Below are 20,048 nucleotides of genomic sequence, written 5' to 3'. Positions count from 1 at the left end.
TTTTATTTTTTTCTGTGACAATAATCGGGATGACCGAAACTAATAAGCAGGGAATAAAGAATGAAAAAAGGTATATTTTTTTTACTTTCAATCTCAATTTTAGCGCACGCTGAGCATCAACAAACGACAATGCTTTCTTCTGCAGCTTCGTGGCTGGCAAATCATAAACTTGGTATTGCAGGATTGACTTTGATGGGGGGCGGCTTTCTTGCACGTTGTTTTATTCATGATTTTGAAAAGAAAAGACTTGATCGCTACAACAGAATGAATCCAGTGAAATCAGAGGTGATAACAAAAGAAGTGCTTGTTAATTTAATAAATAAAAAAATAGAGACAAGTGACGACTGGCATCAAGGTCTAGGAAAAACTAATAATAACTTTGTTGTTTTTGAAAAAAATACCTTCTTAGGTAAGTTTATAAAAGACAAAATTGAATTGCAGGGCGATGAAGGAAAGACGGTGACTGTGGGTATTACTAAAACTGTTAATAACGGGAAAAATACAGTTTCAGTTATTTATATTGGAGAGCAACTCCAAATCACTCATCATCCAAGAGAAATTAGATGTTTAGAATATGCTGATTCTTTCCGGATCGCGTGCATCGGAATTGGTGCAGTTGCTGGATTAAAGAGTTTTGTTTTTGACTATTTTAGTTATCATTAATACGCATGAGCAAAAAGAGCTTTTAACATAAAAAGGCGCATAAAAATGTGCCTTTTTTCTTGAGCGCTGATGGACAATTATTAGGCAATAGCTAGAATAGTAGGGGGGAAATCAGACTTTTTTAGGGATATTGCTATGAAAAAAATATTAATTTTTGCACTTGCATTCTTTGTGGGGCAAGCTAAATGTTTGGAAACAACGTCACTTGCTCCTGCGCACGTTTTTGCGGGCAGTTTAGGCGTTGGATTAGTGGGGCTGGGTGTTCATTGTTACGATCGATTCAATCATACCAAGATGATTAAGAAACATTATGAAAAAGTCGCCCCTATTCAAAAAAAGAATACGGACTTTGGTGAAAAGATCAGAAAACAAAATCATCATGGACATATCCCCGTATATGAGGGTAATGAAAAACAGTTACGAGATGTTTGTGAGCAATATAATATGGCCGAGCCGAGCAGTGCTTATGTTGGTCCGCGCGAGGGAATTCAAGGCTCGATTGGTTGGAGTGCGCAAATTGCGGCACAAGATCGAAAGATAGTGTACTCGCCAAAAAAACCGATCATTGAAGATGGGTTTGAAGTGAATAAAATGCTGAAAGCGGTAGTAAAAGAAGAAGAATCTAGTGAATGGGAAAAAAAATTTCAAGAAAGTTTTTTGAATGAACTCGATTCACTACTTTCGTCTGATTCTAAAGAGCAAATAGAGAAAAAATCCCCAGGCTGGAAAAAGATGTACCCTTATTGTGTGTCTTTGCATGAAATTTATCAGCCTATTGATAATACAGTTAATTGTTTTCAGGAACAAGAACTTCCTGAAATGCCTCAGTGCACACCTTTTTTGAAACATCCGAAAACGTTTTTCTCTGCATGGTTTGCTATAGCGAGTGGAATTGCTTTCTATTGGTTCAAACAAAAGAAAATGAATTAAGAACGCAGCTTCCACTCGTATAAAAATTTAAAATATATATAGATTGATATGTAAAGAGGCGCTTAGTGTGCCTCTTTTTTTTACTTTTTAGCGACGATGAGTACAATGAAGATAAAAATCGCTCTCACGAGGAATAATCAATGAAAAAAGTAGTTCTCTTTTTATTAACGATCTCATTTTTGATGCATGCGCAGCCGCAAGATACTATTCTTTCATCCGCGGGTTCTTGGTTAGCAAATCACAAGCTGGGCATTGCAGGGATCGGATTGATCGGCGGAGGATTTATTGCAAAGCGCTACATTCAGTCAGTAGAAAATAAAAGATTGGATTGCTACAGGCTCGATAATGTAGTAAATACTCAAAATATGAAAGCATCAGAAATTTCCACTTTATTGAATGAAAAAGTCCAAAACGGTTTTTCAGAAAGTTCGCAGATAGGGGAAAATCTGGACAATTCAATTCTTAATTGGACTTTTAAAAAAAATACAGCACTAGGAAAAGAGTTGGAAGATAAAATTCGATTAACCGTTCCGAAAGACAAATCTGTGATTTTTTTTAAGGATCGGGAAGAGATCAGAATAGTCTCGTCTGCTGACGAAATTACTGTGATACATCATGTGAGAGAGCTTAAGCAAGTAGCGTATGCTGATTGGGTGCAAAGAGCATTCGTGGGAATTGGAGTATTGGCGGTATTTAAAAGCTTCGCTTTAAGTAATCGGTAATAAGGGACAGGTTAGGTGCTCGGTAGGCAATTACTGTTGGCATCACTCTTTATTGGATAACATCTAAAAAAATAAAAATAGATTTGATAAGGAAAGAAATATGAAAAAAGCAGCGTTTGTTGTTTTAGTAGTTTCACTGTTAGCTCATGCGGAGCCGCAAGATACTATCCTTTCATCCGCTAGTTCTTGGTTAGCAAATCACAAGCTGGGCATTGCGGGGATTGGATTGATCGGAGGAGGACTTTTGGCTAAGCGCATTATTCGTGAAATTGAAAATAAAAGATTGCATCAGTATATGCTCAATAATCCAGTAAATGCTAAAAATATGAAAAAAGATGGAATTTGTTCTTTAATAAATGAAAAAATCCAAAAAGGTTTTTTATGGAATTGGGGATTGGGAAAAGATAATAACAATGTAATAGTTACTTTTCAAAAAATTACTCCCCTGGGAAAGCAGTTAAAAGATAAAATTGATTTGAATGCGAGTGGGAGAACAATCACTCTTTTTACTCCAATAGAAGATGGAGACGGATTGAATAAGATCGAGATCGACTGCATTGATGATAATCTTATTGTCACAAATCTCGGGAGAGAGCTTAAGCATGTAGCTTATGCTGATTGGGTGCAAAATGCATTTACTGGAATTGGAGCAATTGCTCTATTAAAAAGCGCTATTTTTGACTAATACATTTTTTTAGTTATCATTAGTACGCATTATTTTAGGGATCATTTTATCGATTTACCAGGTGAATATAGTTAATTAGTTTTCTTGCTAGCCATCTATAAAAATCGTCTATTTCTTTGAAAATATTTCTATTTGACAAATTTCCGTATTGGGTGTAATCTTTAGGTAATTATTCATTTTATAAAGATATGGATGGATTTATGAAAAAAATACGAAGAATTTTATTTTTTTTCTCTTTCATAACAGCTTTCGGGTCAAATTCTCAAGGGGAAGTCTCAAAGGGTGCTTTTATCAATTGGTTTGGCAATAATAAATTGCGAACTGCAGGAATTGGGATTGCGGCTTTGGGTTTCGGTGCGGAAAAGTTATTAACTAAATTCGAGCATGATCGGTGCGCACGCAAGAATGAAAGCATGAATCAAAAGGAAGGGCGGAGATTAGAAAATAAAGCGTTTGATTCTTTAATGGATCAACGTTTGCAGCGCGGTTGGAAAATAGTGGGAGATATAGAGCAAATACAATATAGTGGGGATATCCATTTCTCTTTAGAACGCAAAACAGGCTTGGGAAAAACAATTAAAGAGCGTTGGGTCATTGAGCCAGAATGGGGCACCTGCCGGTTCACTCCCTTAAGGGTGAAAAGAGATGAAAAAAGTAAAGAGATTAATAAAATTAGTCATCCAGATTCAGCGAAAGAAACAAACGTTTTTGTGAAGCGTCATATAGAAGGCAATATTGCCTACATTCCTTGGGTTAAACGAGCTCTCATCGGTATGGGAGTTGTTTCATTTGCTTGTTCGTTCTGGCCATCATCTAAGTAATAATTTTTAATATTTTCCTTCGAAAATGATTTGTAAAGGAGCACTTTCCAAAGCGCTCCTTTTTCTTTTTAATAATACTCAATCATGATGCGACATAATCTATAAAGCTTGTATAAAAACCTTTTTTAAAATAATCTTATTTTGAAAAAAAGCCTTTTATTCCAGGGATATTTATGCGTCGGTACATTTGTTTAGTATTTCTAGTCGTGCTTATTTTTAAATCTTACTGTACAGATCCGGAGAATAAAGTTGGTACTTACAGCGTGATTGCCTACCTTCATTCTGCAAGGCAGATGGGTATCGAAAGTGTTGTTTGTGAGAGAAAGGGAGAGAAGATACTTAAGTACCTGAAAGAAATCGACGAAATTGACAAGGATATTACTAGTATTATCGTAGACGTTCCTGAAATGAAGAAGATAAAAACTTTTACGTTTGTGCGTGATGGAAAGGATTGGCTGAAAACAAGCGTTGATAGAAAAACTAAAAAATGCACAATTCTTTAATCTATTAACAAACGCTAATTTTTAATCAGGGGTTTTTATGCCAAAAAATATCATTTTTCTAACGCTACTTATGTGTGTTATTAATTGCCATGCGGGAAAAACGGTTATCCATGGTAAGGAACTTGCAGTTCTGCAATTTATCAAGAGTGCAGAGGGGGTGAGCGACTGTACGGTAACTTACCATAATGCAAAAAAAGAGTTACTTGCTGTCGAAGCACCCAAAAGCGTAAAAGAGATGGGCGAGGAACCGTTTAACGAAGTTTCATTGATCACGATTGCTAATGATGATGCAATGACTTATCTTCATAAGAAAGATGACAAATGGATCATTGAACAATTTAGCGATGATAAACAAATAGAAGCGCTGGGTAAGAAAAAGTGCATTGTTCAGTAGATAAGTGCGGCTGAAACACTTTTTATCGAGTTTGTTTCTTGCCATAAGCGAGACTATTTTGAGATTATTATGAAGAACGCTCAATTCGGGCGTTCTTTCATTATGGAGAGCTATGGGAAGTCTGGGGAAGGGATTCTTTATATGCATTTCTATGTTAATGCCGCGTTCTCTTTGGGGTCAATTTCTTTTTGATCCATCGCACATTTCTTATAAAAACAAAATAATTGCTGGATGTGTAATTGCGTTTCTCGGCCAAAAAGGCATTGAATATTTTGCTCAGAAGGAGCAGAATTTTAGATCGTTCATTACGCAATTTGCCGAGCATTTAGCAGTATGTAAAAAATTTAATGAAACCTTTCCTGGCACTATGCAGAGACCTTTCGAGCAGTTAAAAAAAGCTCACGATCAATGGGATCAAGAGGTACTTAAAAGCCAGAAATATTTTTTGTATGGAAATAAAAAATATACAAATAGTGGGATTATATGGAAATGGCAATTTCCACCGCATATATATAATAGCGTTGAGTGGGAATGCTTAATGGATGATCCTAAAAATGTTCATGAATCGTTTTTTCCACACGAATCATTTCAAACCCAATTTGTACCGGTAATACAAAAAAATGAAAAAGGGGAACGGTTTGTGGATCTGACCATTCGTAAATCGTGCGCAAAAGATCGATCTATTAAATCGGTGGCGCCTTATTTATGGCTCAGTAGGGCTTTTCTTTTAATCGGTACCGGCTTGGCGCTTAAAGGCGCGCATGAGTTTCTTTTTAATAAACGATAAAGATAGAACATGTTTTTTAAAAAAGAATCGTTTTAATTTTAAATAAATAAGGGCGCCTCTTAAAGGCGCCCTTATTATTATTGCAAAGTTAGCTCATTTTTTACTGTGCATCAGTATCAATTGGCCCTTGCTGAGAACCTGATTGATTATCGGTACCAGCTTCTGGTTGTGATGGGCCGGTTTGTTTATACAGTTGCTCAGCAACTTTGTACCATGTTTGAGAAAGTTCATCGGTCGCTTGTTGCAACGCTTGCTCATCGGTTGATTTTTCTTTGAGCACGACGCGCGCTTTTTCAAGCTCTTTCTCAACATTTTCTACATCGCTCGCTTGGATTTTTTCTTTATTCTCTTTGAGCGAACGCTCGATTTCAAGAATTAATCCATCAAGGCGATTTTTCTTTTCGATTGTTTCGCGCGCTTTGCGATCTTCCGCTTCATGCGCTTTTGCTTCGTTGAGCATGCGATCAACTTCTTCTTTTGAAAGTCCGCTTGATGAAGTGATCGTTATTTTTTGCTCTTTATTAGTTGCTTTGTCTTTTGCAGAAACGCTTACAATACCGTTTGCATCGATATCGAACGTCACTTCAATTTGTGGCATGCCGCGTGGTGCGGGCGCAACGCCTTCTAATCTGAATTGGCCAAGCATTTTATTATCTTTGGCAAATTCACGCTCACCTTGAAACACACGAATATCAACAGCTGTCTGATTATCTTCAGCGGTAGAAAATACTTGCGACTTGCGTGTTGGGATAGTTGTGTTTCGTTCGATCAATTTTGCCACAACGCCGCCAAGAGTTTCGATCCCAAGTGAAAGGGGAGTGACATCCAAAAGAAGTACATCAGTAACTTCGCCAGCTAAAATACCGCCTTGAATTGCGGCGCCGACTGCGACCACTTCATCAGGATCAACCGATTTATTCGGTTCTTTTTCAAAGAATTTGCGTACGAGATCTTGTACTTTTGGAATGCGGGTTGAACCACCAACCAAAATAACTTCATCAAGTCTATCGTTGCCTATTTGCGCATCGGCCATTGCGCGTTTGCATGGAATCAGCAAGCGGTCGAAAAGATCTTGGCAAATCGATTCAAATTTTGCGCGTGAAATTTTAATATTCAAATGTTTTGGGCCGGAAGCATCAGCAGTAATATATGGCAGGTTGATATCGGTTTCAGGAATTGAAGACAATTCTTTTTTAGCTTTTTCAGCCGCTTCTTTCAAGCGCTGCAATGCCATTTTATCGCTACGAAGATCGATGCCCTGTTCTTTTTTGAATTCATCAACGAGATAATCGATAATGCGCTGATCAAGATCGTCTCCGCCCAAATGCGTATCGCCGTTGGTTGAACGTACTTCAATAACGCCATCGTTAATTTCAAGCACCGAAATATCGAATGTTCCGCCACCAAAATCGAATACTGCTATGGTGCCACTTTTTTTCTTATCCATACCGTATGCAAGGGCAGCTGCGGTTGGTTCGTTGATGATGCGTTTTACTTCAAGGCCTGCAATTTTTCCTGCGTCTTTAGTTGCTTGGCGTTGCGAGTCGTTAAAATATGCTGGAACGGTGATAACCGCTTCGGTTACTGTTTGGCCCAAATATTCTTCAGCTGTTTGCTTAATGAGGCTCAAAACTGCCGCAGCAATTTCTTGAGGAGAATATTCTTTGCCTTGTGCTAGGATGCCCACATCACCATTGGCTCTTTTTACGAGCGTATACGGCATATTTTTAGCTTCATTTTGAACTTCTTCAAAGCGATGCCCAATAAAGCGCTTAGCCGAATAAATGGTGTTTTCTGGGTTAGTGATAGCCTGGCGTTTTGCTAGGGTGCCTACAAGGCGCTTACCGTCTTTAGTGAACGCAACGACAGAAGGAATAATATTACCGCCATCCTTGCTTGGAATTACCTTTGGCTTACCGCCTTCCATGAAAGCAACGACAGAGTTGGTTGTTCCTAAATCGATTCCTATAATTTTTCCCATACATTTCCCTTGTTTTGCCCTCAATATTCATGAGGTGTTATTTCTATAGTATTAACTACTTTTCACGTATATTTTATAAACCATAGTTTAAATAATGTCAAATAATTACTCATAAAATCTGAGCGTAATTCACTAAGATTTCTTTCATTTGTACCTGGCTGCCGAAGGTACCCCGGGGGCCTACTGGAGGGCCTCTTCAGACGGCTACAGTTTCATCTTTTCCAATGCAATCTTAGCGTTTTTCTTTGGAGGCCGGCGGGCCGACTATCGAATCGTCCATTATTTCATCGAGATATTTGGCTATCAGGCAAGGTCCCTATGGTTTTATTGTCGCATAATTATCAATAATGGGCTTCGGTGAGAACGCGGGGCGGCTCCGTGACCAGCCCTTTTTGTTCCACGGCCGCGCGAGGCACTCCGTCTTCGTCCAGGCAGCCTTCACAGCTTCGATGTGTTACAAGGGGCTGCTGGCCTTGACTGCGTTCAAATAGCGCAGCTAAGAAAGTAGTTAAATTAAAAAGGAAAGGAAAAAAAAGGATATAGCTGTATATACTATATAAGGAACAATTCATTACACCTTATTTAGGAACCTATCCTCATTCATTCTGGCACACGCAAACACACGCACACACGAGAACGTACACGCGCGCAATAAGCCCCATTACTACTCTCCTTTAAACATTCACGCGAAAGAACGTCCTTTGTTCTTCTAACGCTCCTTAACCAATAGAACGTTATTACTATTTTTGGTTTTTGAAACAACGATATCGAATAACAAGAACAAGAAATTCCTGAAAGGGGAAGGAGGGCGCGGCGCGCACTCTGCCCTTGTCTTTTTGCGCATACAGATCGTACTTAATCTGCACTCGGCTCAAAACCATCTCTTATTGCGCTCTACATCACGCCTGCGCGCAGCTCTATAATTCAAATAGTTGTTCGTCTTAAACTCAATATCCCATGCTTGAAACATCATTTTTTCTATCTGTGCAGCTGAGAAAGTGTAGCCCACCATCTTTGCTTGAGTTACAGCATTGGATAATGCACAATTTATAGCGGTCATAATGGCGAGTGCCCGTTTCTCTTCATCTGGCGTTAACTGATCGGTCATAACTCGATTCTTGAGTCCAATAAGTTTATCAATGAGTGTTGAATAAGTTACTACCGATGAATCTGCTGCGATAAGATCGCCTACTTTCTGCGCATCGATCGTATCGATAGCATTCATGAGTTCTATCGGTTCGGTCTTGATGATTCCATATTGAAAATAAGAATCAAAGCGCCCACGAAGTGCCGAACTTGCGGCTATCTGTGCCATTAATGCTGCTATCGGTGCTGAGAAAATGGTAGCCCTGCGTAAATTTAAAAATGTACGAGGTACTTGTGTGCTTATGGGGCGTATTAAGGTACTGCTGAAAGGTCGAGCCTTGGTCATCGTCTGAAGCGGCTTGTACCGCATAGCTATCAATAGCGTTGCCAAGATAAGGATTATAGTAATAAAGGCATGCTTGCGCATAGCGGACTCCCCCAGTTAAAAGTATCTTCCCATTTTTAATCTTATCTGGATGGATGAGATGGGTTCAATGGAATAGGCGTTGCGCGCATTGAGTACGTTGGGGATATGGTGGGAAAAGAACTAAATAGCAACTTGGTAAACAAGGCACACAAAGAATACTTATTTTGATGCTTTTATAAATAGTGCGACGCCGGCAAACATTATCGCTCCTGATATAATCACTCTGCTTGTGCAGGTTTCCGAAAGAAGCGGAATTGCTAGAAGTGTTACAAAAAGCGGAATTAAAAAACCAAAGAGAGAAAGAAGCGTCGCTGAATATTTTTTAAGGAGTGATGCATAGAGTGGGTACGCTAAAACATTTCCGATAACCGTGGTATAGAGCAGCGCAAAAATTAGGTTGACCGAATTAAGATTTGAAAGTTGTGAAAAAAAGTCGGTTGGGCTTGCCATAAGCCATGCGAGTGCGATCGATCCGGAAATAACCATCATACCAGCATTGAGTTGCCGTGGGGTAAGATGTGCATCGACCAAAATCTTTTGTGCCTTAATCCAGCCATACCTGCCAATTACTATTGCGGCAAATGCTGCACAACTAGCGATCGGAGCTATAGTACTCCATCCTGAAATACCATCATAGCAAAGTGATGCACTGCCGATCATTGCCAGGCCAATTGCAAGAAGTTGTTGGGCATTGAGTGATTCTCGAAACATCACAAAAGCGATCATCGCCGTAATAATCGGATCGAGTCCGGCGATGAGAGCTGCTTTACTTGATGGGAGGTGTTGCAGAGCGTACGCTTTTAGAAGTGAATTAATGAAGGTGGTGCAAAGCGCAATAAGGGTGAGTGGAAAAATAAAATTCTTGATCGCTTTAAGAGACGATCGCTCTTGCCATAAAAGTACCAAGCCGCCGCCCAACATCCGAATCGCAACAAGCGCCATCGGCGAAAGAACGCTCAACGCAAACTTGTTGGCAATAATGGCAGAAGCAAGTAGAAAGAAGGTAGAAATAAGCAAAAACACCGATTTTACTCCATAAGTCCTTAAAGGCGTTGTCTTGTTTTATATTTGATACTTGTAATAAAGAATACTTTATTATTGCTGATCTAGCAAGGCGATTGCGAGGGGTGTTGTTAATGCACAGGCAAAAAGGGAATGTGGGAAATATTAAATTGTTTCAAATTGTGGAAATAAAAGTGTGGAAAATTATTTCATCGATTAAAATTGGCCAATGGCAAACGATTCGCTTTTCTTTGCTAAATACAAGGCGTTGATTTAAAACATTTATTTTAGCTCAACGTCGAGATTGTTTTTTTTCGCGCAGCAGTTGTTAAATTTTAAAACCAATTAAAACTTTTTTTCGATGAGTATCTCGGAACAATTTTAAATCGCGTTCGTTTGTGCTAGACTATAAGCAACAGGTAAAGCTTTTTCGGTAGGTGTGTTAATGCACGTGCTTACAGAAAAGGGAGTACGTATGATGGTTCGTTTTGAACTGAACGAAAAAGTTGTATACCCGGGACATGGTGTCGCCAAAATTAATCGTATTGTAGAAAAAGTTATTTCTGGAAAAACAACAACTCTTTATGAATTGAGATTCATAAATAAAGAGATGACAATTTTGGTGCCGGTTAATAGTCTTGAGGTGAATGGCATTCGCCCACTCAGCTCTCAAGATAGTATTGAAGTAGTTTTTGAATTACTTTCTCAGCCATCTCCCAGAAAAGCCCATCAGCAAGTGACAAGTAATTGGAAGCACAGAAATAAGGCGTATCAGGGAAAACTCAAAGAAAATAATCTGAGAGCAACTGCTGAAATTTATCGAGATCTAAAATCTATAGAACTCAATAAAGAGCTTTCTTTTTGCGAAAAGAATCTTTTGCTGCAAGCTGAAATGCTTTTGGCGCAAGAAATTGCGCATGTGCAAAAAATTGGTGAAGAAAAAGCTATAGAACATTTACGGTCTTTTTTTGGATCGATTGGCCACAAAGCATCACAACAAATACTCTAACGTATGAGCACCATAAAAAAAACTTGCCCGCATCTACTTGATCGTCAATGGCAAAAAATATCGCAGAAACAACCTGCGATTATTATTTATGGGCCGACCGCCGTTGGTAAAACCGATTTGGCGATCGAACTTGCGCGCTTGATGAATGGTGTGATGATCAATTGTGATTTGGGACAATTTTATGAACCACTTTCGATAGGAACGGCAAAACCATCACTCGACCAATTGGATATTCCACACGCATTGTTTGATATTGTTTCTCAGCCGCGGCCAATTACTGCGGTTGAGTATGATCACTTAGCGATACAAGCAATAAAACAGGCTGAGCACAGTAAAAAAGTGCCAATTATTGTTGGCGGTAGCGGCTTTTATTGTATGTCCCTTCTTTTTCCAATGAACGAACCTATGCATACCAAAAGTATGCCAATTGCTGATCGACCACCTTATTCTTGGGAGCTTCTTGAACAGATCGATCCGGTTCGTGCCCGCGCGATTCATCATAATGATGAGTATCGGATAAAACGGGCACTCGATATTTGGTACGATACTGGCCAACTTCCATCTTCTTCTCGGCCACAATATCATCCGTTCGGGCCGTACATTTTTATAATGGTTACGAGAGAACGAGAAGATCTTTATGCCCGGATAAATCAGCGCGCAGATCAAATGCTGGCAGCGTCTAATGGCGCAGCTTTTAACTGGATAAAAGAAGTGCAGGGGCTTTCGCCAGAATGGCAGCAGTTTGTATCGCAAAAAAAAATTCTTGGGTACGATGACGTTGTGCGCTTTGTACACAATGCAGACCATTCAGTTCGTGCGTACACAATGCTGCGCGAAACGATCGCGAAAAAAACGCGTAATTATGCAAAGCGACAACTTACGTTTGGCGCGATGATGGTACGTACTCTTGCAAGCCTTGAAGATGGGCCGCCAATCATACCAATAAACTTAACATCTACCAATACTGGCCAGGCGGCGTTATATATTAGTGAAATGATCGCACAAAAAAAAGGATTATTATGAAAGATTTACATGATATAAATTGTACTTGTAACTGCCATCAAGATCCTTGTGTGATACTTGATAGAACTCAAACAGCCGTTGCAACATCTTTGCTGATAGTGTTATTGATTGGTGTATTTTGCGCCGGTTATTTAATGGGTAAAAAAGCAGCAGTTGATATGTTTACGCATGATGTAAACGAACAATCATTTGCCGATCGCTTGCACCATTCGATGACAACACTGTATGGCACAGAACAAACGGTGCTTGATAGTGCTGATAACAAAGAAGAAGTAACGACTCAAGATCTAGCTGCGCATCATGATATTCCTCATCCAAAGATTGATGCAAGTGCAGAACCGGCCATCTTTTATTATGCTCAGTTAATGAGATCAAACGTACAAAAAGACGCGCAAGTTTTAGTTGCCCGATTGCAAAAAAGAGGAATTGCAACTACGATAGTAAAACGAGTAAGCTCAGGTCGTTCGCGTGACGGTAAACCGATCACAAAAACTTGGTATACGGTCAACACGGCATCATATACAACAAGGCCTGAGGTAGAAGCACTTATTAGTTCAATAAAAATAACCGAACCATCGTTGAAAAAAGTGCAGATACTCCAAACAAAAAATCGCACTCAATGAAAGGTAGTAAATCATGACATCTGCTCAACAACGCATGTTGAAAAATAAATTTGCAAAAGCAATTCTCTGGATCACTTTTTTTTCTATGGCCGGAGGCAGTTTGCTTTTCTCGCCAAATCTCTTTAAGAGGTTTAGTGGCGGAGCGCCAGCTATTGGAACGGTAGACCATGCTGCAATTTCGGTAAATCAATTTCGCCAAAAAGTAGTTCATGAGGCTGAACGCATAGAGCTCTTCAAAGAACAAATGGGCCCTCAAGCAGAAATGATGATGCGCATGATGGGTATCAATGAAGATCCACGCGTGCTCGCGGTGCAATCACTCATTGTAGAAACTATTCTTAATACCGTTGCAGATGCACTCGGTATTAAAATTTCTGGTGATTTTCTTGCGCGCAAAATGCAAGATCCTATGTTTGTAGTTCAAGAATTGCGCGATACGGTCCCATTCAGTGTGGTTGATCAACGTGGCCAGATTTCAATGAATCTGTTGCGTTATTATTTGCAAACTCATGGAATTACGCTTTCAGATTTCGAACAATCTATTGAAGAAGCACTACGCAGAGTTATGGTACGGGATATGATTTGCCTTTCTCACTATATTTCAAACCAGGATTTGAAAGACGCGTTTATTGCGCGCTACATTCCGCGCGAATATAGTATGCTTACTTTTAAATTAGATAAATATCTGAAAGAGTTGCGCACAAAGCCACTCGACCAGAAAGAAGTAGAAGAATTTTTTGCTGAACAAAATAGTGCATCAAAGCGTTATTGGTCACCAGAAAAACGCACAGCAAAAGTTTATGAATTTAAGCAAGATCAATTTGGCTTGAAAGTACCTGATGAAGCGATCGAAAAATATTACAGCGATCACAAACCAGATTATCTAGAATCTCCTGTAGAAGTGCAAGTGCGTAGAATTTTAGTAAAGCTGGATGAGAAACTTCCAAATCAAGCGCTTGAACTGATGCAGAAAATTAAAGAAGAGTTGAAGTTAGCTCCAGGTAACTTTGCAAAACTTGCAAAAGAGCATTCACAAGATGCGGCAACTGCTTCAAAAGGTGGACTTCTTGGCTTTTTCAAAAAAGGTGAAATGCACGAAGCGCTTGAAAAGGCATCTTTTAGATTGCAAAATGATGGCGATATTTCTGATATCGTTAAAACAGACGCTGGCCTAGAGCTGGTTCAGCGAGTAAGTCGAAAACCGGCGGTTTATAAAACACTCGCCATGGTAAAACCTGAAATTGTTAAATTGCTTACAAAACAAAAATTTGATGAGCAATTTAGTCGCGAGAGTCGCGCACTGACAAATCAGTTGCGCACTAAACCAGAGGCGATCGATGCATTTGTACAAAAACATCATGGCGCTATGCGTACCGCTCAAGTAAGCAGAAAAGATGCGAGTCTTCTTTCTCAGCGCATTTTCAAAAATCCACTTCATGAATGGACCACCTTTACCGGCGATGATGGTATCGGCTCTATTCTTGAGACGACGGCGGTTGAGAAAAGTGCCGAAGTTCCTTTGGAAACGGTACGAAAGCAGGTAGAAGACGATCTTTACTACGATAAAGCACGCAAAGCTATGAAAAAGGCGCTGCGCGATGCCCAAGCTAAAGCGAAAACCGCTTCTCTTGCTAGTTTGAAAAATGAATTTGGTGGTTCGGTTGAACTTACCGGTATGGTAACACCCGACGATAAAGAAGCGATAGAAGCACTTGAAGCTAAGCATTTCCCAATGAGTGCGATAAGTAGCCTTTCAAAACCGGGCGCTTTGCACGCAGCCGATCAGGGTGATAGTGCCTATATCTTGAAACTTGAAAGCATGAAACCGTTCGATGAAGCCACTTTTGCGCAAAAAAAACAAGAATTGATGGCAGAACTCTCCCAGCAGCAAAAAGAGCTTGCTTATAGGGGTTATATTGCGTCTTTATATAGAAATGCTACAATTAATCTTACTCAAGATAGTAATTCACAAAATGACAGATTACCACTGGAAGACTAATCACTATGACCGCCCAACACGAAACTAAAATCGCTCCCGCTAAAGCGGCACCAGCTACAGAAAATAGTGACAATCTGAATAAGAGAAAAATGCTTGAACTTACCTTTGCTCAGATCGATAAGCAGCATGGTAAGGGATTGGTTATGTTTCTTGGTGACGCGAAGCTAGAAAAAGCGCCCGTTATATCTTCAGGCTCAATTTTAATTAATGATGCGGTTGGAATAGGCGGCTATCCATTGGGCAGAATTGTTGAAATTTACGGCCCTGAAGCTTCAGGTAAAACAACCCTGGCGCTTCATGCAATAGCGCAAGCTCAAAGAACTGGCGGCATTTGTGCTTATATCGATGCTGAACACGCTCTTGATACTTCATACGCTGCAAATCTAGGCGTAAATATAAACGATTTAATTATTTCGCAGCCCGATTATGGTGAACAAGGGCTCGATATCGCTGAAATGTTGGTACGATCAGGATCGGTAGATATAGTGGTTATCGACTCTGTTGCGGCTTTGGTGCCTAAAGCAGAGCTTGATGGGGATATGGGCGATGTTCACGTGGGGTTGCAAGCGCGTTTGATGTCTCAGGCGCTGCGTAAACTCACCCCGGTTGTCCATAAATCGAAAACCGTTTTGATCTTTATCAATCAAATTCGCCACAACATTAATAGTATGCCGTTTGCCAATAAAGAAACGACCACTGGCGGTAATGCGCTTAAATTCTACGCATCACTTCGCTTGGATGTTCGCCGCATTGCGTCTCTCAAGAAAGACGACAATCATTTTGGTAATCGAGTTTCTATTAAAGTAGTAAAAAACAAAATGGCACCTCCATTCAAAAAAGTTGAGCTTGATGTGCTTTTTGGCGAAGGCATAAGCCATGAGCTTGATGTTTTGGACGCTGCATTGCATTATGGTGTAGTTGAGCAGTCCGGTGCATGGCTCGCTTTTGAGAAGAAAAAATTTGCGCAAGGAAGAGAACAGGCTCTTGCTCATATGAAAGAAACTCCTGAGTTTGTGCTTCAAGTAGAAAGTGCTATCGCTCAAGTACAAGCGGCACAAAAAGAGAAATAAACACCGTATAAAGGTAAAAATACGTTGAAATCAATTAATATTCAAAAAACTGATCAGTTAGTGAATGAACAAATTCGAGCTCCTAAGGTACAGGTAATCACCCTTGATGGGGGAAATGCCGGGGTCATAACACGCGAAGAGGCGTTGAAACTGGCCCGTGCTGCCGATCTGGACTTGGTTATGGTATCTGATACCGGCCAAGAAGGAGTTCCGGTTGTAAAGATTATGGATTTTGGTAAGCTTTTATATGCCAAAAAGAAAAAACAGGCAGAAGCTAAAAAGCACCAAAAGACAATTCAGGTAAAAGAGATCAAAATGCGTCCTAAAATTGGCGAACATGATTATCTTACCAAATTGAAGCAAGCTGCCGGCTTTTTAAAAGATGGCAAGCACGTGAAAGTGACTCTTATGTTCAGAGGCCGTGAAGCGGCTACAAGCAGAGAGCGCGGTGCTGAGATTTTTGAAAAAATCGACTTAACACTTGCGCATGAGGGGCTTACTAATCTCTCGCACGAAAAAGATATGAAGAGTTCATCTATGTGGTCTCGAATTTATTTTGTTAAATAGTTGAAAGTTTTGCTATCATGCCTAAAATGAAAACGCACTCTGGTGCATCAAAAAGATTTAAAAAATTGAAAAGTAATTTGGTAAAAGGCGCTAAAGCTGGCCGTCGCCATTTGATGACGTGCAAATCAGCTTCAAAGAAACGTGGCATGCGCCGTGCGTTATATGTAAATAGCTGCGATATTCGACATGTTAAATCGTTATTGCAGTATAGTAGTGATCGATAAGGATATATTATGACTCGTGTAAAACGTGGACTCGCAACTAAGCAACGTCATAAAAGATTATTAAAACAGGCTAAGGGTTATTGGGGGCAACGCTCCAATATTATTCGTCGTGCAAAAGAAACTGTGCTACGCGCAATGGCTTATGCTTATAAAGGCAGAAAGCTGAAAAAGCGTGATATGCGTGGGCTTTTCATCACCCGAATTGGTGCCGCTTCTAACGAGCGCGGTATGCCGTACAATAAATTTATGCATGGTCTTATGAAAGCCAATGTTTCTCTAAATCGTAAGATGCTTAGTCAACTTGCAATTTTCGAACCAGAAGCATTTTCACAACTGGTGCAACTCGCGCAACAATAGGTTTATTGACAGCGCTTGGTGCGCATCGGTACACTACCATCAAGTAGAAAAAGATGATGGTGTACATGCGTAAAAAAGGGGAGCGTATGGAAATATTGCAAGCGCTTGAGCAAAAAATTATGCACCTTGCTGTGTTAGTTAATGAGCTCAAGGCAGAAAATGCTAGGCTAAGCGAAGAAAACGAAAAATTAGTACAAAAATTGACTACCGTTCATAGTGAAGAGCTGGTAAAAGAGCGTCTTGCTACGAAATTGTTCGTTGATGATCTAATTAAAAGTATTGATTCCTTAATAAGTAATGAAAAAGCATCATGAAGCGGGAAGCAAAAAAATATACGGTCATGCTTTTAGGTGAACCGTATACGCTGATCAGCGATGAACCAGAAATGCACATCATGCAAGCAGTTTCCCGAGTCGATGCGCTTATGAACGAATTGAGCGAAAGCCTTAAGAGCAAGGACGCTAAGCGCGTTGCAGCACTTGCGGCACTTCAATTTGCTCATAAAAACCTATCGTTTGAAGAACAGTTACGTTCTTACCAAGACGAACTTATTGCACGGATTAACCGCCTGACGGGATCGTAGGGTTATTGTTTTTTGTGCGTTTGCATGCGTCTTTTGATGCTTTTCCATAATGCTTGCCCTCTTGATTAATATTGAAAGAGCGCCACGTCGTTATTTAACGATTGGCTTTCCAACGAGGATATCATAGAGAGGATCAACAATGATGACGTTATTACTCCAGCTTGGGGGCGTCGCGGTCGCGTTAGCTTTTATTGGAGGCATCGCGGTACTTATTTTTGCGAGATCAAAGTATAAGCAAGCACAACGCTTCTTTGATGAAGCGGTTAATACCACAAAAAATATTAAGCGTGATATTGAAAACGAGCGTCGCGAATCGTTGCTACGACTCAAAGATGAGTTGCACAAGCGAAGAAGTGAATTTGATTTAGATATGAAGCGTGAGCGATTAGAGCTTGAACGTTTTCAAAGTAAATTGAATGCAAAGTACGAAACGCTTGAAAAAAAAGAGCAGCGCATTGAAGAGCTCACGCAAGAAATTCAGCAAAAAGAACGCAATCTTTCTCGTGCAAATGATCGTTTGCTAGTGAGTGAAAACAAAATTAAAGCTGTCTATACCGAGCTCATTGCAAAACTTGAAAGCATTACCGGTATGACGCGCGATGAAGCTCGCAAGGAGCTTTATAATACGCTTGATGAAGAAGTGCGCATGAGCAGCCAAAAATGGATTCAAAAAGTAGAAGAAGAAGCGCGCCAAACTGCTAAAGACAAATCAAATAACATTGTTGTAACTGCAATGCAGCGCTATATCGCTGATCAAGTTGCCCCACATTCTTCAGGTATCGTTCATTTACCAAGTGAAGATATGAAGGGCCGTATTATTGGTAAGGAAGGCCGCAATATCAAAGCGCTTGAAATGGCAACCGGTATGGAATTTGTCATTGGCGATATTCCAGAAATAATCACGATTTCGGGTTTCAATCCCATAAGACGAGAAGTTGCACGCCGTGCATTGGAAAAATTAATCACCGACGGCAGAATTAATCCAACTCGTATTGAAGAAACGGTTGGGCAATGCGAAAAAGAAATCGACGAAATGGTCCAGGAAATGGGCAAAGATGTAACGCTTGAACTTAATATTCAAGGCTTGCATCCTGAGATTATGACGTTGCTTGGAAAACTTTTCTTCCGTACCAGTTTCTCCCAAAACGTTTTGATGCACAGTAAAGAAGTTGGTCTGTTCTCTCGCATGATAGCGGAAGAACTTGGGCTTGATGGCACCATGGCACTTCGCGCTGGGTTGCTGCATGATATTGGTAAAGCAGTGAGCGCAGAAGTCGAAGGACCGCATGCATTAATTGGCGGCGATATTGCTAAACGATGTGGCGAAGATCCACTTGTTGTAAACGCGATTGCAGCGCATCATGAAGAAATTATTTTTGCTTCTATTTATAGCCCAATTATTATGATTGCCGATACGATTTCTGCATCGCGCCCCGGTGCTCGACGAGAAACACTTTCTGCGTATATTAAAAGGCTTGAAAAGCTTGAAGATATTGCATGTTCATTTGAAGGTGTGAAAAAATCATATGCATTGCAAGCTGGCAGAGAAGTTCGCATAATTGTTGAAGAAGAAATGCTGGATGATGATGCAGCAGCAACGTTGGCACGCAATATTGCGCGCAAGATCGAACTCGAAATGGCGTTTCCTGGGCAAATTAAAGTAAACGTAATTCGCGAGAAACGTTCAATCGAATATGCACGGTAGATCATGAGCATTATACGAATTTTACTCCTAGGTGATGTTGTTGGGCCTGCTGGATGCGCGATGGTGCAAAAGCATTTGGCGAAATTGCGAGAAAAATACGCGATAAATGGCGTCATTGTTAATGGTGAAAATAGCGCAGATGGCCGCGGCATTACGCCTAAATTAATGCACTTTTTTAAACATTTAGGTGTTGACGTTGTCACCAGCGGGAATCATATTTGGCATCACAAAGATATTTTTGAATATTTAAAATATAATACCGATCTACTTCGCCCTGAAAATTTTCCAAACGAATGCCCGGGAACGGGAGTTACTACGTTTTCAATTAACGGGCAAATAATTGGGGTGGTAAATATTCAAGGGCGCGTTTTTATGCGCGAGCACCTTTCGTGCCCGTTTAAGGCCGTAGATTCTGCGCTCACTTTTTTGCAATCAAAGACAAAAACAATCATTGTGGATTTTCATGCTGAAACAACGGCAGAGAAAATTGCGATGGGTTTTTTCTTGGATGGAAGAGTTAGTGCCGTTGTTGGAACCCATACCCATGTACAAACTGCTGATGAGCGCGTTCTGCCAAACGGTACCGCGTTTATTACCGATTTAGGAATGGCGGGTTCTCTTAATTCTATGATCGGAATGAAAAAAGACGCGATTATTAGAAATTTTATTACGCAAATGCCGGTAAAATTTGTTGTAGAAACAGAAAAGCCGTATTTTATGTGCGGTGTGGTTATCGAAATTGATATTGCGACCGGAAAAGCGTTAAAGATTGACCGCATTCGCATTGATGATAACGAATTGAATGTGGCCTAGTAGATCAAGCAACAAAAATAGTATTTAATTAAATAAAGCGCTGCACGTAAATGCAGCGCTTTTTCATTTTAATC

The 20,048-nt window shown here is 40.1% G+C and carries 23 protein-coding genes; 20 read left to right on the top strand and 3 right to left on the bottom strand.

Annotated features, from left to right (window positions below; all coding sequences use genetic code 11):
• Positions 1-60 precede the first annotated feature (60 nt).
• The 8 genes from HYX58_02875 (at position 61) to HYX58_02840 (ending at position 5,505) form a co-directional block, all read left to right on the top strand.
• Positions 61-663 carry a hypothetical protein gene (locus HYX58_02875; protein MBI2774925.1) on the top strand — a complete coding sequence of 201 codons (603 nt, stop codon included), beginning with the start codon at positions 61-63 and terminating at the stop codon, positions 661-663.
• A gap of 135 nt (positions 664-798) precedes the next feature.
• Positions 799-1,593, top strand: a complete 795-nt coding sequence (locus tag HYX58_02870) for a hypothetical protein (GenBank protein ID MBI2774924.1) — start codon at positions 799-801, stop codon at positions 1,591-1,593.
• 140 nt (positions 1,594-1,733) lie between these two features.
• Positions 1,734-2,315, top strand: coding sequence for a hypothetical protein (locus tag HYX58_02865; GenBank protein MBI2774923.1), 582 nt, complete (start codon positions 1,734-1,736; stop codon positions 2,313-2,315).
• A 100-nt stretch (positions 2,316-2,415) separates the two neighbouring features.
• The gene (locus HYX58_02860) at positions 2,416-3,000 is read left to right on the top strand and encodes a hypothetical protein (GenBank protein ID MBI2774922.1); all 585 of its coding nucleotides are present in this window, start codon (positions 2,416-2,418) and stop codon (positions 2,998-3,000) included.
• Positions 3,001-3,200: 200 nt separating this feature from the next.
• The gene (locus tag HYX58_02855) at positions 3,201-3,821 is read left to right on the top strand and encodes a hypothetical protein (protein MBI2774921.1); all 621 of its coding nucleotides are present in this window, start codon (positions 3,201-3,203) and stop codon (positions 3,819-3,821) included.
• Between the two features lie 173 nt (positions 3,822-3,994).
• Complete coding sequence (locus tag HYX58_02850) at positions 3,995-4,324, top strand: hypothetical protein (GenBank protein ID MBI2774920.1); 330 nt, start codon at positions 3,995-3,997, stop codon at positions 4,322-4,324.
• A 37-nt stretch (positions 4,325-4,361) separates the two neighbouring features.
• On the top strand, positions 4,362-4,718 hold the full coding sequence (locus tag HYX58_02845; GenBank protein ID MBI2774919.1) for a hypothetical protein: 357 nt from the start codon (positions 4,362-4,364) through the stop codon (positions 4,716-4,718).
• Between the two features lie 151 nt (positions 4,719-4,869).
• Positions 4,870-5,505 carry a hypothetical protein gene (locus HYX58_02840; protein ID MBI2774918.1) on the top strand — a complete coding sequence of 212 codons (636 nt, stop codon included), beginning with the start codon at positions 4,870-4,872 and terminating at the stop codon, positions 5,503-5,505.
• Between the two features lie 100 nt (positions 5,506-5,605).
• On the opposite strand, the gene dnaK is transcribed toward HYX58_02840, so the two are convergent.
• The 3 genes from dnaK to HYX58_02825 all read right to left on the bottom strand — a co-directional run bounded on the left by dnaK (position 5,606) and on the right by HYX58_02825 (position 10,022).
• Positions 5,606-7,486 carry a molecular chaperone DnaK gene (dnaK, locus tag HYX58_02835; protein ID MBI2774917.1) on the bottom strand — a complete coding sequence of 627 codons (1,881 nt, stop codon included), beginning with the start codon at positions 7,484-7,486 and terminating at the stop codon, positions 5,606-5,608.
• Positions 7,487-8,357: 871 nt separating this feature from the next.
• A complete protein-coding gene (locus HYX58_02830; protein ID MBI2774916.1) occupies positions 8,358-8,999 on the bottom strand; it encodes a hypothetical protein in 642 nt (213 codons plus the stop codon).
• 159 nt (positions 9,000-9,158) lie between these two features.
• Positions 9,159-10,022: an EamA family transporter gene (locus tag HYX58_02825; GenBank protein MBI2774915.1), complete on the bottom strand. Its 864-nt coding sequence runs from the start codon at positions 10,020-10,022 to the stop codon at positions 9,159-9,161.
• Positions 10,023-10,476: 454 nt separating this feature from the next.
• Here HYX58_02825 and HYX58_02820 point away from each other — a divergent pair, with 454 nt between their 5' ends.
• The 12 genes from HYX58_02820 (at position 10,477) to HYX58_02765 (ending at position 19,974) form a co-directional block, all read left to right on the top strand.
• Entirely contained in the window at positions 10,477-11,010 is a 534-nt protein-coding gene (locus tag HYX58_02820; GenBank protein MBI2774914.1) for a hypothetical protein, read from the top strand.
• Positions 11,011-11,013: 3 nt separating this feature from the next.
• Positions 11,014-12,033, top strand: a complete 1,020-nt coding sequence (gene miaA / locus HYX58_02815; protein ID MBI2774913.1) for a tRNA (adenosine(37)-N6)-dimethylallyltransferase MiaA — start codon at positions 11,014-11,016, stop codon at positions 12,031-12,033.
• The gene (locus tag HYX58_02810) at positions 12,030-12,656 is read left to right on the top strand and encodes an SPOR domain-containing protein (GenBank protein MBI2774912.1); all 627 of its coding nucleotides are present in this window, start codon (positions 12,030-12,032) and stop codon (positions 12,654-12,656) included. The genes miaA and HYX58_02810 overlap by 4 nt, the downstream gene beginning before the upstream one ends.
• A gap of 13 nt (positions 12,657-12,669) precedes the next feature.
• Complete coding sequence (locus HYX58_02805) at positions 12,670-14,655, top strand: peptidylprolyl isomerase (GenBank protein ID MBI2774911.1); 1,986 nt, start codon at positions 12,670-12,672, stop codon at positions 14,653-14,655.
• Positions 14,656-14,660: 5 nt separating this feature from the next.
• A complete protein-coding gene (recA, locus tag HYX58_02800; protein MBI2774910.1) occupies positions 14,661-15,725 on the top strand; it encodes a recombinase RecA in 1,065 nt (354 codons plus the stop codon).
• A gap of 24 nt (positions 15,726-15,749) precedes the next feature.
• Positions 15,750-16,292: a translation initiation factor IF-3 gene (locus HYX58_02795; GenBank protein ID MBI2774909.1), complete on the top strand. Its 543-nt coding sequence runs from the start codon at positions 15,750-15,752 to the stop codon at positions 16,290-16,292.
• Positions 16,293-16,309: 17 nt separating this feature from the next.
• Entirely contained in the window at positions 16,310-16,516 is a 207-nt protein-coding gene (rpmI, locus tag HYX58_02790) for a 50S ribosomal protein L35 (protein ID MBI2774908.1), read from the top strand.
• A gap of 9 nt (positions 16,517-16,525) precedes the next feature.
• Positions 16,526-16,873: a 50S ribosomal protein L20 gene (gene rplT, locus HYX58_02785; GenBank protein ID MBI2774907.1), complete on the top strand. Its 348-nt coding sequence runs from the start codon at positions 16,526-16,528 to the stop codon at positions 16,871-16,873.
• A gap of 86 nt (positions 16,874-16,959) precedes the next feature.
• On the top strand, positions 16,960-17,187 hold the full coding sequence (locus HYX58_02780; GenBank protein MBI2774906.1) for a hypothetical protein: 228 nt from the start codon (positions 16,960-16,962) through the stop codon (positions 17,185-17,187).
• A complete protein-coding gene (locus HYX58_02775) occupies positions 17,184-17,456 on the top strand; it encodes a cell division protein ZapA (protein ID MBI2774905.1) in 273 nt (90 codons plus the stop codon). The genes HYX58_02780 and HYX58_02775 overlap by 4 nt, the downstream gene beginning before the upstream one ends.
• A 139-nt stretch (positions 17,457-17,595) precedes the next feature.
• On the top strand, positions 17,596-19,161 hold the full coding sequence (rny, locus tag HYX58_02770) for a ribonuclease Y (protein ID MBI2774904.1): 1,566 nt from the start codon (positions 17,596-17,598) through the stop codon (positions 19,159-19,161).
• Between the two features lie 3 nt (positions 19,162-19,164).
• Positions 19,165-19,974 (top strand): TIGR00282 family metallophosphoesterase, encoded by an 810-nt coding sequence (locus HYX58_02765; protein MBI2774903.1) that lies wholly within the window; start codon positions 19,165-19,167, stop codon positions 19,972-19,974.
• Positions 19,975-20,048: the final 74 nt, after the last annotated feature.

The sequence above is a fragment of the Candidatus Dependentiae bacterium genome (assembly GCA_016191325.1).
GTDB lineage: Bacteria > Babelota > Babeliae > Babelales > JACPOV01 > JACPOV01.
Note: the sequence above shows the minus strand (reverse complement) of the source record. Positions and strands in the feature narration are given on the sequence as shown.

Excerpts from the sequence above, each read along its gene's own strand:
- HYX58_02810 (MBI2774912.1), top strand. The coding sequence starts at position 12,030 with ATGAAAGATTTACATGATATAAATTGTACTTGTAACTGCCATCAAGAT.
- HYX58_02765 (MBI2774903.1), top strand. The coding sequence starts at position 19,165 with ATGAGCATTATACGAATTTTACTCCTAGGTGATGTTGTTGGGCCTGCT.
- HYX58_02805 (MBI2774911.1), top strand. The coding sequence starts at position 12,670 with ATGACATCTGCTCAACAACGCATGTTGAAAAATAAATTTGCAAAAGCA.
- dnaK (MBI2774917.1), bottom strand. The coding sequence starts at position 7,486 with ATGGGAAAAATTATAGGAATCGATTTAGGAACAACCAACTCTGTCGTT.
- miaA (MBI2774913.1), top strand. The coding sequence starts at position 11,014 with ATGAGCACCATAAAAAAAACTTGCCCGCATCTACTTGATCGTCAATGG.
- HYX58_02840 (MBI2774918.1), top strand. The coding sequence starts at position 4,870 with ATGTTAATGCCGCGTTCTCTTTGGGGTCAATTTCTTTTTGATCCATCG.
- rplT (MBI2774907.1), top strand. The coding sequence starts at position 16,526 with ATGACTCGTGTAAAACGTGGACTCGCAACTAAGCAACGTCATAAAAGA.
- rny (MBI2774904.1), top strand. The coding sequence starts at position 17,596 with ATGATGACGTTATTACTCCAGCTTGGGGGCGTCGCGGTCGCGTTAGCT.
- HYX58_02850 (MBI2774920.1), top strand. The coding sequence starts at position 3,995 with ATGCGTCGGTACATTTGTTTAGTATTTCTAGTCGTGCTTATTTTTAAA.
- HYX58_02875 (MBI2774925.1), top strand. The coding sequence starts at position 61 with ATGAAAAAAGGTATATTTTTTTTACTTTCAATCTCAATTTTAGCGCAC.
- HYX58_02870 (MBI2774924.1), top strand. The coding sequence starts at position 799 with ATGAAAAAAATATTAATTTTTGCACTTGCATTCTTTGTGGGGCAAGCT.
- HYX58_02830 (MBI2774916.1), bottom strand. The coding sequence starts at position 8,999 with ATGCGCAAGCATGCCTTTATTACTATAATCCTTATCTTGGCAACGCTA.
- HYX58_02775 (MBI2774905.1), top strand. The coding sequence starts at position 17,184 with ATGAAGCGGGAAGCAAAAAAATATACGGTCATGCTTTTAGGTGAACCG.
- HYX58_02845 (MBI2774919.1), top strand. The coding sequence starts at position 4,362 with ATGCCAAAAAATATCATTTTTCTAACGCTACTTATGTGTGTTATTAAT.
- HYX58_02855 (MBI2774921.1), top strand. The coding sequence starts at position 3,201 with ATGAAAAAAATACGAAGAATTTTATTTTTTTTCTCTTTCATAACAGCT.
- HYX58_02860 (MBI2774922.1), top strand. The coding sequence starts at position 2,416 with ATGAAAAAAGCAGCGTTTGTTGTTTTAGTAGTTTCACTGTTAGCTCAT.
- recA (MBI2774910.1), top strand. The coding sequence starts at position 14,661 with ATGACCGCCCAACACGAAACTAAAATCGCTCCCGCTAAAGCGGCACCA.
- rpmI (MBI2774908.1), top strand. The coding sequence starts at position 16,310 with ATGCCTAAAATGAAAACGCACTCTGGTGCATCAAAAAGATTTAAAAAA.
- HYX58_02865 (MBI2774923.1), top strand. The coding sequence starts at position 1,734 with ATGAAAAAAGTAGTTCTCTTTTTATTAACGATCTCATTTTTGATGCAT.
- HYX58_02820 (MBI2774914.1), top strand. The coding sequence starts at position 10,477 with ATGATGGTTCGTTTTGAACTGAACGAAAAAGTTGTATACCCGGGACAT.
- HYX58_02780 (MBI2774906.1), top strand. The coding sequence starts at position 16,960 with ATGGAAATATTGCAAGCGCTTGAGCAAAAAATTATGCACCTTGCTGTG.